Source organism: Nostoc sp., from assembly GCF_036919575.1.
Taxonomy (GTDB): Bacteria; Cyanobacteriota; Cyanobacteriia; order Cyanobacteriales; family Nostocaceae; genus Nostoc.
In genome coordinates this window covers 14,890-27,930 of record NZ_JBALBY010000075.1, presented here as the reverse complement: position 1 = coordinate 27,930, position 13,041 = coordinate 14,890, and the positions used below count along the sequence as shown (strand labels likewise).

General features: G+C 41.7%; 9 protein-coding genes and 1 pseudogene. 7 read left to right on the top strand and 3 right to left on the bottom strand.

Annotated elements, in window-relative coordinates; all coding sequences use genetic code 11:
- Nucleotides 1-144 precede the first annotated feature (144 nt).
- From V7K27_RS19800 to V7K27_RS19790, 3 genes are all read left to right on the top strand, one after another.
- Entirely contained in the window at nt 145-354 is a 210-nt protein-coding gene (locus tag V7K27_RS19800; RefSeq protein ID WP_334949795.1) for a hypothetical protein, read from the top strand.
- Between the two features lie 82 nt (nt 355-436).
- A complete protein-coding gene (locus tag V7K27_RS19795; protein WP_334949794.1) occupies nt 437-1,339 on the top strand; it encodes an ROK family protein in 903 nt (300 codons plus the stop codon).
- Between the two features lie 3 nt (nt 1,340-1,342).
- The gene (locus V7K27_RS19790; RefSeq protein WP_334949793.1) at nt 1,343-1,981 is read left to right on the top strand and encodes a type I restriction endonuclease; all 639 of its coding nucleotides are present in this window, start codon (nt 1,343-1,345) and stop codon (nt 1,979-1,981) included.
- Between the two features lie 504 nt (nt 1,982-2,485).
- Here the strand turns inward: V7K27_RS19790 and V7K27_RS19785 are convergent.
- The 3 genes and pseudogenes from V7K27_RS19785 to V7K27_RS19775 form a co-directional block, all read right to left on the bottom strand.
- A pseudogene (locus V7K27_RS19785) lies at nt 2,486-3,332 on the bottom strand (aldehyde dehydrogenase family protein).
- A gap of 266 nt (nt 3,333-3,598) precedes the next feature.
- Nucleotides 3,599-4,321 (bottom strand): cyclase family protein, encoded by a 723-nt coding sequence (locus tag V7K27_RS19780; RefSeq protein ID WP_334949792.1) that lies wholly within the window; start codon nt 4,319-4,321, stop codon nt 3,599-3,601.
- 712 nt (nt 4,322-5,033) lie between these two features.
- Nucleotides 5,034-5,306 (bottom strand): hypothetical protein, encoded by a 273-nt coding sequence (locus V7K27_RS19775; RefSeq protein WP_334949791.1) that lies wholly within the window; start codon nt 5,304-5,306, stop codon nt 5,034-5,036.
- A 239-nt stretch (nt 5,307-5,545) separates the two neighbouring features.
- Between V7K27_RS19775 and V7K27_RS19770 the strand changes: the two genes are divergently transcribed.
- The 4 genes from V7K27_RS19770 to V7K27_RS19755 all read left to right on the top strand — a co-directional run bounded on the left by V7K27_RS19770 (nt 5,546) and on the right by V7K27_RS19755 (nt 13,015).
- The gene (locus V7K27_RS19770; RefSeq protein WP_334949790.1) at nt 5,546-8,089 is read left to right on the top strand and encodes a proteasome protein; all 2,544 of its coding nucleotides are present in this window, start codon (nt 5,546-5,548) and stop codon (nt 8,087-8,089) included.
- Between the two features lie 151 nt (nt 8,090-8,240).
- Complete coding sequence (locus V7K27_RS19765) at nt 8,241-9,038, top strand: Rpn family recombination-promoting nuclease/putative transposase (RefSeq protein WP_334949796.1); 798 nt, start codon at nt 8,241-8,243, stop codon at nt 9,036-9,038.
- 161 nt (nt 9,039-9,199) lie between these two features.
- Nucleotides 9,200-12,175, top strand: a complete 2,976-nt coding sequence (locus V7K27_RS19760) for a molecular chaperone (protein ID WP_334949789.1) — start codon at nt 9,200-9,202, stop codon at nt 12,173-12,175.
- Nucleotides 12,176-12,400: 225 nt separating this feature from the next.
- Nucleotides 12,401-13,015, top strand: a complete 615-nt coding sequence (locus V7K27_RS19755; RefSeq protein ID WP_334949788.1) for a hypothetical protein — start codon at nt 12,401-12,403, stop codon at nt 13,013-13,015.
- The last annotated feature ends 26 nt before the right edge of the window (nt 13,016-13,041 follow it).

Sequence of the window (13,041 nt, the reverse complement as noted above, 5' to 3'; positions counted from 1 at the left end):
GGTCATTGGTCATTGGTCATTGGTCATTGGTCATTGGTCATTGGTCATTGGTCATTGGTCATTGGTCATTGGTCATTGGTCATTGGTCATTAGTTTTGGACAAATGACAAAGGACAAATCACAAATAATAATAGAGAGATTTGGATGAAAGATAACCTAACGTTAATTGCTGCCGCTACAGGCGGATTTATCCTTTCTGTTGCCCTTGCTGGCATCTTACGAGGTGCGCCAATTACAGCTTGGCACGAGGAATCGAGTTTTCGTACCACGACTGTTGCTGATTTACAGAAATCGGAGTTGAAAGCCCCGCGTTTTCTCCCAACGGCAGACGCTGCGCGAACAGATCGGGGATGAAAACGACTCGCACCCAATAATAGGGAATAGCTGTTCACCAATACCTAATGCCCAATGACAAATGACAAATGACAAATGACAAATGACAAATGACAAAATTCAAGTAATTGGCATTGATGTGGGGGGAACAGCGATTAAGCTGGGGCGTTTTACAGCTGATGGTATTTGTCTCTTATCTTTGACTGTGGCAGCTCCCCAACCGACAACACCAACGGCGGTGCTGGCGGTGATCGTAGATGCGATCGCTCAAATTGATCCAGATAATCAAGCTGTTGCGATTGGTGTTGGTACTCCAGGCCCAGCCGATGCAACAGGACGCATTGCTAAAATCGCCATTAACTTACCTGAATGGCGCGATGTGCCTTTAGCAGACTGGTTAGAAACCAAAACTGGTAAGCCGACTGCGATCGCTAACGATGCTAATTGCGCTCTTTTGGGAGAAGCTTGGCTGGGAGCCGGTCGCCACTTTCAAAATCTAATTCTGCTAACTTTAGGAACTGGGGTTGGTGGCGCAATTCTCCTCGATGGCAAACTATTTGTTGGACATCAAGGCGCAGCCGGGGAATTGGGTTTAATTTCATTGAACCCCGATGGCCCAATTTGTAATAGTGGCAATCAAGGCTCTTTGGAACAATACGCCTGTGCTACTGCAATTCGCCGCCGCACTCTCAAGGAACCCGCCGAATTGGGTTTTCTTGCCCAACAAGGAGATCCCGCAGCATTGACTTTTTGGGAAGAATATGGTAATAATTTGGGAATTGGTTTGACGAGTTTGATTTATGTACTGACACCGCAAGCGATCGTGATTGGTGGCGGTATAAGTGGCAGCTTTGAGTTTTTCTTACCAGCAGTGAAGGCAGAAATTGAGAAGCGAGTGCAGCCTTTATCACGGGTGGGGTTACAAATATTGCCAGCAGAGTTAGGCAATTTTGCTGGGATAGTGGGTGCAGCAAAGTTGGCATGGCAACACTATTCAGGATTTTAGATTATGGTTCAAATAATCCCAGCTAGAGACATCAGTCTTTACGAATTAGAAGAAAAATTTGGTTTGCAACTTGCCACAGACACCAACTTTTTTACAGAATGGACAGAAAATTTACCAACTCTGAGTGATAGTGAAAAGCAAGCGATCGCGCGAGTCAAAAGCAACTATTTAAACTTGAATAAGCACCGTCTGATCTCAGAAGAGGCGGTAAAGATGGTAGTGCTGTCTCCTTTACTCGATTTAGCTGGATTTTATCAACTTCCTTTTGAAATTGAAACCGAGACTTCTGTTGAGATTTCTGCTGAAGACGAGAGCTTTATCGTTAAAGGAAACATTGATGTTCTTGTCATCCAAAAACGTTTTTGGGTACTTGTGATCGAATCTAAAAGCAGTAAATTTGATGTGATGGCAGCCTTACCTCAAGCACTCGCTTATATGCTTGATCGTCCAAATCCTGCACAACCGACTTTTGGTTTATTAATCAACGGTAGGGAATTTGTTTTTGTTAAATTGATTCAACAAGAACATCCTTGGTATGCACGATCTTATGCGCTATCAATTGAGCGTGATTCCGAACTACACCAAGTACTCACTATATTGAAGCGCCTTGGAGAATTAATTGTGCTTTTACCTTCTGAATGACCAAATTGTGAACCATAACCTGACAATTTGATCTGAAGAGAATAGGACTATAGGACTAGTATTTGATTTTTGAAATGCACGTAGTGGACTGTCATGGCTTTAATAGTGCATTAGACGTAGGTTGGGTGGAGCGGAGCGCAACCCAACTGATTATCAGGATGTTGGGTTACGCAAAGCCTCCACCCAACCTACAATTTTTTTGCAACAAGACTACCGAGATTTTTTCAGAAATCAAATATGATTCCTATAGCCCTTTCAAGGTAACAGATAAAATCTCTGCTTTCCTCTCTGCGTTCCCCGTGCCTCTGCGGTTTAAAAGTTATTTATTGAACCACTCCAGGCGCAGAGAACACAGAGAAAAGAGAAATTATTATCCAAAAATTTTACCCACCTTGAAAGGGCTAGTCCTAACAACGATTCGTCCCAAAGCCAGGTAAAAACCCTGTTTTACTTCTGAATTCTGGATTCTGAATTCTGGATTCTGAATTCTGAATTCTGCTGTAATTAACTGCGGTTATCTATCTGAGCGCGTTGCAAACTTCCAGAAAAGTCAACATAGACACTTTTCCATTCTGTGAAAACATCCATTGCAGTAGTTCCAGCTTCGCGGTGTCCGTTACCGGTTTGTTTGACACCACCAAAGGGCAAATGTACCTCTGCGCCAATAGTCGGGCCGTTAATATAGGTGATACCTGCTTCGATGTCACGCATCGCAGTAAAAGCCCGATTGATATCGCGGGTGTAAACTGAAGAAGAAAGACCATAATTGCTATCGTTGAGAATTGCGATCGCTTCCTCAAAAGAACTAACTTCAATTAATACCACCACTGGCCCAAATATCTCTTCACGGGCGACGCGCATATCACGAGTTACATCATCCAAAATAGTTGGTTGAAAGAAATAACCGTTTTTCAATGAGCCTTCACTGGCAATTTCTCCACCAATTAAAACCTTTGCTCCTTCCTCACGAGCGATATCCAAATAGTCGCCGCCCTTCGCCAGCACTGTAAAAGGCGCAATCGATACCTTCTTGGACATCTCCCCTGGCTTCTGTCAGAGGTTTACCCATTTCCCGACTGATTAACTGAGCAAGTTCTTCTTTATGCTGGAGTAATATTTCCCCAACGCGAAAGATGTATTCTGCCCTAGCTGGGGCTGGGACTTTGCGCCAACTGTGGTAGGCTTTACGGGCGGCGGCTACTGCTGTATCTACATCATTGGCTTGAGAACGGGGAAATGTGGCAACCACTTCGGTTTTGTCAGCAGGGTTGCGACTTTCTAGGGTTGCTTCCTCTACAGCACTCAACCATTGACCATCGATATAATTGCGGCAAGATAGCGGAGTTGTCATCTTGAAAATCTCCGGCTGATGATCCACTGAAACTTGTGTATTAACGTGAGTTCGACAAGTTTTATTTGACCTCTCAAGAGCAGCCCCTCTCCGACGCACAGAGGGGAGCAAAAAGCTGAATTTTTCGTTGCTCCTCCCTTTCCGTTTCGGAGAGGGAGGCTGTCCGGGAGAGGTTTATCGAACTCACGTTGTATTAAGTTTGCTTGCTTTCTAGGTTATCCTCAAGTTTAGGAAATTGGCGTAAGAACCAAATATCGATATAAAAATTAAGGGACGAACGCCAAGACACCCACAGGAGAACCAGAACCACCACGTAACCTCAGAACTGCGATCGCTAAAGTAGTACCTTTAGGTGGTAGTTGATCCAAATTTGTGAGATTTTCCAACACAATGCGCGGTTGTTCTAAAACTAGGCGGTTAATCGCAAAACTGTTATCTTGTCCAGGGTCTACGCCATGAGTATCAATTCCTACCCCTGCGATTTGCCGCTCATCCAGTAAAAATTGAGTTGCATCGCTGCCAAACCCAGGAAAGTGGGCAATTCCTTGAGCATCATGATTCAGGAATGCACTTTTATCAAACCACTTTTTTTGCCAGCCAGTATTCAATATAACTACGCAGCCACCAGAAATTTCACCGTATTCTTCTTCCCAAGCCAGAACATCAGCAATAGTCAGGGCATAATCAGGATTAACAGCTGTGGCTGGGCGAATATCTATGACCACCGCAGGTACAACCAAAGATTGGGCTGGGTATTGGTCAATTCCCATAGCATAACTATGAAAACTGTTAGGGGCGTTGATATGGGTAGCGCTATGTTCACCCAAGGAGAAACGCCGCAGATAATAGCCATCATTATTTAGTTCAGCCACAGTTTCAAATTCTACTGGGGGATCTCCACTCCATTGGGGAATACCTATGTCAATTACATGACTTAGGTGGATAACGCGTGTGTAGGTGATACTATTTTGACTTTGGGGTTGTATCATCCCAGCCTTCTATTTTATTTATTTGTACTCAGGGATTTTTTTCAAAGGTGCGATGCCCAACTCTTAGAGACGCTACGCGAACGGCTCAGGTGTGACAGTGAGCCTGTCGAACTGCTCAGGGTAAGACCTGGGTTGGGCTACGCCTACGCAAACATAGTACTACGATTACAACGTTTTTTAATCGATTGAAACAAGCATTTATTGAATGAGTCAAATATAATGATTTAAACCTAATGATTTTTATATGTGCAATAATACCTCTTTTACTGTAAATAAATTGAAAAAATGCTGAAGTTATGATTAAGATTAACTTCAGCATTTTTGGTAAAATTTAAACTACGCATCTATCACGGAAGTTGTTTGACTTTGTTTTTTCTTCAAATCACCGATAAATTCATCCTAGCTATAGGAGTAGTATTTGATTTTTGAAATGCACCTAGTGGACTCTCTAGGCTAAAATAGTGCATTAGAGGTAGACGTAGGTTGGGTGGAGCGGAGCGCAACCCAACTAATTATCAGGATGTTGGGTTACGCAAAGCCTCCACCCAACCTACAATTTTTTTGCAATCATTTTAGCCATGACAATCCACTACAAGACTACCGAGATTTTTTCATAAATCAAATATGATTCCTATATGTAATTGCATTACTCAAAAACCTGATTTAGGTTCACGAAAAATATCTGATTATCTGTGAGGCGCTGAAGTCTTTATCAGAAATTCACAATAATCAAGAATTTCATACCAAATAAATATTGATTTTTTATCAATAAGAATCCAGCATGAATTAGAGTCCGGCTGATGGATCTAGCTTGCTTAAAATCAGGGGTATAAAAGGGTTTGATATACACATCTCTACTCAGCAATCTCCACTCTACTGGTGGTATAAAACCCCACTTTATCCATTCTAAACCCGGAATTCTGACAAATGTATTCTTATTCAATGTTCCCAACAAAACCCAACTTTTCAAAATTGGCTTGACCATTCAAAACGCCTTATATAGCAATCCTATCTGAGTTGTGAGAAATCTGAGTGATCAGGAACTGCCAGAAAACAAAAACAGAATTCACAAATCTCACGAATGATTTAGGATTGCTATAGCAAAATTGCAAATTAAATGAGAGAAATGCTAAATGTGATATCAACACGTTGCAAGAATGGCTGGGAATCGTATTTTATATGTTATAAAGCTCACAGGAATTCATGTTAGGCGGAAACTACTCTATGGAACCAGATAAACTGGGCCGTTTTAAGGAGTACGGCGAATTCATCCTTAGAAAGATAGATTCTGTACCCCAGTCCCCTTCTAAACAAGAAGATTGGGTTCCAGCTAGTCTTGATGACTGTCTCCTGCGTCTGCGGTCAGCTGCCCAGAAAACTGTAGACCTGGCAACTTCGCCTGTGAAAATTGGGGTGATGGGGGAATTCAGTAGTGGGAAAACTTTACTTTTAGGCAGTCTGATTGGATATGCAGATGCTTTGCCAGTCAGTGAAAACCCCACTACAGGTAATGTTACCGCCATACATATCATCCCGCAAGAGGAGTTTGCAACGACTCAATTAAGTAATTTTACGGTTAAGTATCTTTCTCATGAAGGTGTACATGAGTGTCTACGCTTCATGCTAGGGGAAGCCAATAAACGAACAGCAGCAGCCGGGCTTCCTCCTATACCAGTATCGAAACTCAATTCTGGTAAAGATATTATTAGCTGGTGTGAGGAAGCATGGAATAGTAGTAACAATTTAGAGCTACGTTATTTACTCCGGGAGTTGGTATTATTCCTGCGGGCTTATCAAGCCTATGGGGAAGTTATGTGTGGTGGGCGCTACCAGATTGATGCTATTACCGCCCGTGAGGGGCTACAGCTAGTCGAGCAGCCAATGGCAATCCAAACTCTGAAATTTGAAGATTTACCCCCAGCGCATATCAGATTACCGAGTCCACCCCAGAGGCTACCAACAAAGTTATTGCAAAACAGTTTCCCACTCATTCGCCGCGTAGATATCGATGTGAAAATATCACGGGAAATTTGGGATTTTACTGGCGCAGCTAAATTTATTCTGATCGATTTTCCCGGATTGGGGGCTGCTAATTCGGGGGCTAGAGATACCTTTTTGTCACTGCGGGAATTGGCAGAAGTACAGACAATTTTGGTATTGCTAAATGGTAAATCTCCGGGGAGCGATCGCGCCAACAAAATCTTTACGATGATGCAGCAGCAGCGACCGGGACAAGACCTGAAAGATTTAATTCTCGTCGGTGTGGGTCGCTTTGATCAACTACCCCTAGACAATGAGGGTGGGGAAAGAGAACTTGACCAAATGATTGAAGATAGCCCACATTTGCAGGAAGAAACAGTTTTCCAAAAACTCAAAGTTCTGCAAACTACCATTGACGGTGCAGAAGCGTTTACAACCCAAAAAGACCGCATCGTTTTACTGTCGCCACTGTTGGGATTGGCTGAATTAGCGAAACGTTCTAGTAAAGTCAAAGCAGGCTCACCAGAGTTTTTGGCTAACTTAGACTATCCTGATTACTTAGATCGGTCTAAACGGCTACAAGAGAAATGGGAGCTATTAAGTGAAGGGCTGCTAGAATCTGATCCCCGCAGTTATTTAGGCAGACAGCTAGGTTACTTTGCTCAAGATGGGGGACTTGGTAAGCTACGGGAATTGATTCAAACCCATGTAGCTACTCATGGTCTGAAGCAACTGCATGAAGATACTAAAAGAGCTGCTGATGTGGTGAGCCAGCAACAAGATCACTTGAAAGATATCATAGATGAAATTCACGAGCAAGGCATCCCCACAGGCGATAGTCCCGCTTTTATGGAATTGCGTTTTGTGGTCGAAAGCTTGGATAAAATCTACAGGAATTTTCAAAAAGATTTAGGGAAAGAACCACTCAAAGATCGGCGCGGTGTTGTTGTCAGCGATGTAGTAAAAGACGAACTTACCTTTAGAATCCTCAATTGGAACCAGTGGACTTTACTCTTCAACAAAGCCAACAATGGAGCGATCGCTCTGGCAGAATCTAAAGGTGCAGCCGGGAAATTATTTGACCGAGGAAACCGTGTAAATAGTTCCCTTCCAACTAAGAGTGATGATTTTTATCCAGTATTTGAAAAAACCGTTAAAGAAGTAGAAGATTTTGCCCGCGATCGCATCTATCAAGCAGTGGTAGATTTGTTAAACCAATTATCAAATTATGTAGCCCCAGAACGCCAACAATTACAGGCATTTTTCCATCCAGAAATGGAACAAGAAATCGAAGAAAAATTTGGTTTTGAAGATGCTGATCTCTTTTACAAATTATTATTAGGATGCGATCCTAACGAATGGAAAGAAGCAATCATCTCCGAAATTAGTAGTAAAGACAAAACCGTTGCACCCGAAATCATCTTTCCCCTAGCGCGTCGAGACGATAAACACAACGTTGGTCAAATCTTTGACTGGGCACCAGAGAAAAGCCAAGGTTTACCCAGATCGAGCAACCACCAACTTTTTGTACTGCGGCTGCGAGATGAAATTACTGCTAGCGCTAGTCTCCATCTTGTGCAGTATGTTAGTGAAGTTAATCAGCAAATTAATTCCGAACTAGAAGGCATTTTGGATCAAATTATTCCTAGTTTGCAAAACCTTTCAAAAAAAGAAACTTTGCTGAGATATTTGGCGGCTGGGGAATTGCCATCTGAGATCGCAATTCCTACTTGGTTGCAGATTCTTTCAGAAATTGCCGCTATTTCTGATTCAGATGATTTGAGATAAGCTATAGCGGTTCTCGGTTGAGTGAGGTACTCTAACCCCACCCCCAACCCCCTCCCCGCTCTTCGAGAGGCGGCTAAGATGTACCTCATGTGATTAGGAAACGCTATAACTCAGGGAATGAATGATCGGCTACAGATATGAGGATGTGTTTGTGAGACGTGATGCGATTTTTTATACAATTTTCAAGCGTGTTCCAGGATTGTTTTTCGAGTTAGTAGAACAGCCACCAGCCGAAGCTAGTAGCTATCGCTTTGAATCAGTTGAAGTTAAAGAACCAACATTTCGGATTGATGGGGTATTTTTACCTCCACCTGATGCAACATCTCAGATGATCTTTTTTGCTGAGGTGCAATTCCAAAAGGATGAGTTACTGTATCATCGCTTTTTCTCAGAATCGATGCTGTATATGTATCGCAACCCGTCACTTTACGATGACTGGTACGGTGTAATTATTTTACAGTCTCGCAGTTTGGAACCGGAAAAAACCACTATTCACAGATCGTTACTGAACAGTTCGCAAGTACAACGGATTTATTTGGATGAGTTAGGTAGTCCTGATGAGCAAAAAGTAGGCATCAGTTTGATGCAGTTGACTATTGCCTCAGAAACTCAAATGGTGGTACAAGCGAAACGTTTAATTGAGCGGGTGCAACAAGAACAGATAACTGTCTTAGCTAAGAAGGAGATAATAGATGTAATCACAACGATCGCTGTTTATAAATTTGCCAACTTAAGTCGTGAAGAGGTAGAGGCTATGTTAGGAGTTAAGTTAGAAGAAACTAGGGTTTATCAAGAAGCTAAACAAGAAGGACGAGAAGAACTAAAACTTGAACTTGTATCTCAGTTCTTAGCTCGTGGTATGTCGATAGAAGACGTTGCCCAATTACTTAATTTAACCATCGAACAAGTAAGACTTGCAAGTGAGCAAGAATCTTCAACATCAACTTAGTAAGCTGTTGCGCCTTTAATTTGCACTAATATTTTTTCAACATGGTTGTGGGGTGGGCATCTTGCCCGCCCTGATAATACAAGTTGTATAAGTAACAGCTTAACTGCCGCGATCGCGCTAGATAAAAAAGCCAGTGATCAACAGAATCATTTAATACTATAATGAACCCTTTTCAACTGAACAAATATAGTGATCAAGAACCAAGCGAGAAACAACAAAAAAGATTTCCCGGATGGTTTGCTTTAGATTTTGGTACATCGAATTCGACAGTTACACTTTTCGATCCGATTGAAGTCCCGATCGCCGAAATTTTACCCAAAGAACAAGAAATTCGCTTGCGCGATCGCTTATCACAATGGCTGAGTTCTCCCGCTTCTCTAGCTTTACCAGATGTCAGCGCTGATGATTGGCAAAAGTTTATCGCCGAAATTAGCAAAAACCTGGAGATAGAACCAGAAAACTTAAGTGAAGTTTTTGAAAGTGATAATAAAGAGCGATTTTTAGAAGCAATTCGCCAAATTGAACTTTCTTTAGGAAACAGCGAGAGATTCCGCCGTGCTGTCAGCAAAAAACTTTATCAAATCTATCATGAGGTGTTCCGCGTCCCCACCCTAGAGTCACAAAATCTGATCCCAGTTGTGCTGGATATCGATCGCCGCGATACGGAAATTCCCAGCGAGTCGGAAATTTCGCAGTTAGGGGACTTAAAACTGCGGATGGGTAGGGAAGCCAGAGATAACAGAAAAAAAGCGATCGCTCAAGGTACAAGCGGTTCTTTAAAGGAAATTATCAGCAGGTTTCACCATTCACCCAAACGCTATTTTGGTCAGGAGCGATCGTTTTCAGTTATTTTGGATGGTGAAGAAGAAACAATTACTGCAAATCAACTGATTCAATCTGCTTGGGCGCATTTAATCGAGTTAACTGAAGACTACCGCCAACGCGCACGACGCAGATTTTCAGAAGGAGATTTTTTAACAGCAGTTGTCACTTACCCAACTGTCGCCCCACCAGTTGTTCGTAAGGAAGTTAAGGAATTAGTTGAGCAGTTGGGAATTGATGATGTGCAAACTGCTTATGATGAAGCCGTTTCTGTGGCAATATTCTTTTTATGGCGAGAATTTGGCGGTAATCTCAACATTGGTATTGAGTCATTCAAAACCCGTTGTCGCCAAGCCGGAAACAAATGGTCACAAAATGTTCTCGTCTTGGATATTGGCGGGGGAACTACAGACTTAGCTTTAATTGAACTAACTTTAGAAGATAAAACCCCAGCTTTTGCCGATTATGAAGACCGAGGTTTAGGAGGACGTTACTATAAACTCACCCCCAAACTATTAGGTTCATCTGGTCATTTACAGCTAGGCGGTGAGTTAATTACACTGCGAATTTTTAGATTATTAAAAGTTGCGATCGCAGACTTTTTATTGACAGCAGTAACAACAGGTGATATTGAAAGCGAAAAGCTAGAAGATTTAATTAACTCTGAGTTGAATGAGCGTTTCTTAGAACAAGGTAAATTCAAAAGTGGCAGCCTTTTAAAATGTCTCGACAAGGAAAATCCCGAAGGTGATGTTGCTTACAAAGATGCCCTAGATACTGCCGAGAAAGTATTGCCCACCCGTTGGCAACAAGCACCTCAACGTCTGCAATCCTTTTATCTTCTCTGGGATCATGCAGAAGCAGCTAAACTTAAACTTGGGCAAAAGCCACCAGCAGAGAATTCTCTATTAACCTTCACACTTTCTGAGCAGCAAATTTCTGAACTGCTCACCCAAAGCGCCGTTAAATTGCAAGTCAATGATCCAAATAGCATCTGCGTCACCTTAGATAACCAGCAATTTGAACGAGCCGCCGCTTCGGGAATTAAAGAAGCGATCGGTATTGCTAAAGGATTGATGGAAAGTCGTTTGCGTCCCGATGATCTCACCAAAGATTCTTGGAATTCTCAAAAAGTTGATTGGTTAATTCTGTCTGGTAAAACTTGTAATCTCGACATAGTACAGCGCCAAATCTACCAAGAATTTAGTAAGTCTCCATATTTTGTCTGGAATCCAGAACGAATTACCTTTGTGCTGGAATTTACCAAGCTAGCCACCTCCGCCGGTGCTTGCTATGCCGAGAAACTGCGAAGATTAAGATTCGATCCAGAAGAGTCTAAAAGCTTGCTGCGTAAGGGAGCTAACCAGCTAGAAATTGATGTCAAAAACCTGTTTTATTATTTGCCTTGCAATTTCAAACGCAAAACTCAAAGCAATGATTTGCTGACTATATTCAAGGCTGGACAAGAACTTCATCAACTCGCACCTGGGGAAACTGTCGCCAAAGTTCGTACTCAGTGGCAAGGAATACAATTAACTAATATTATCTATCGTCAAGATTACGAGGACGGAGATTTACGACTTTGGGGAAGCTTTGACGGTAAAAACCTTATGGGTAAGCTGGGTATTCAAGAGGCAGAGTTTCTCAAAAAAATCAAAGTCCAGTTTGAAATTGACCAAACTCTTGAGTTTAGAGTGTTGCTTTGTCAAGGAAATCCCCATTATTTAATTGACATTCCTGGCATTGATTTGGGAGCGGTAGTTTCAGAAACATCAGGGTTATTTGCTGATGGTAAATTGAATTGGAATATTGCTGTGGGACGCTTCAATAAAGACTTGAATGATGGTGATATTGCCGTCAATGTTATTGAGTCAGCAACTGTCGATCAACCAGATGCCTATCATCTTGTATTTGAAGTAGGAAATGATGGAAGTAGAACGTTTCAAAAATTTCACTATATGCGCGATGGCGTGACAGAACCAGGAACCGGGTTAATTAGTAATCCCTTACCTCCCTTCCCGCAAACTGGCCAGCACACTTTCTATGTTTATCAAACAGACATGGAAACTAACAGTAAAAAATGGATACGAATTGGCGCACTCAGTAAACCAGATGTAACCACAGACTACCCTTGCCAATATCGTGTAACTCTCGACGATCAAGGTATTCTGCGGATGCACGCTGGTGAAGTGCCTTACTGGACATCAAAAAGTCAAGAATGCCTCAAAGAAGAGGGATGCGTTTATCTTGCTGAATTAGAGTTGCAACCTAATGAAGTTGATAAAGAACGCGATCCATTTTGCGGCATACATTAAAATAATTCGTAATTCGTAATTCGTAATTCGTAATTCGTAATTCGTAATTAACTGGAGTGATGATAGCCTCATGCAAAAGTGCCTGCAATGTCCCATTGTTCTACAGAATTCATTCTGAATTCTGAATTCTGACTCCTGAATTCTGACTCCTGAATTCTGACTCCTGAATTCTGACTCCTGAATTCTGACTCCTGAATTCTGTTTCGATAATTACAAGGTGGAAAGATGGCATACAGCGATTTTAGTCTTGCTAAAGTGAAAAAGAGTTTTGACTTAACACTCGATGAAACTCGTAATTTATTTGCTGATACAAAACCTGTTATACCATCAGAAACCCTCAGAACGATTTTAATAGATTACATTCCTTTAGCAACTGCGATCGCAACCGAAAAAGCTAGGTCAGAGTTTTTAATTGCACCAATCCTAGCAGAGGTAAGACGATTATTAAATAATAAAATCTCCCTATTTTCTGGGAATGAATTTAATGTTGATCCGACTCAAAGCTTGCAAGGTTTCTGCGATTACATTATCAGTAATTCCCAAGAGCAATTATTTATTTCTGCTCCGGTAATGTTTATTTTTGAGGCGAAAAAAGAAGATATTATTGGCGGTCTTGGTCAATGTGTGGCGGCAATGATTGCGGCGCAGTTATTCAATCAAAATCAAGGTAATGAAGTTGGGCGGATTTATGGATCGGTTACTACTGGAACTAACTGGAAGTTTTTATTTTTAGAACAGACGACTGTTTATATAGATTCGACTGAGTACTATATTAAAGAAGTTGATAAAATTTTGGGTATTTTATTGCAACCTTTTCAGCCTGTTTTAACTGCTGTTTGAATATATATAGGACTAGTATAAGATTA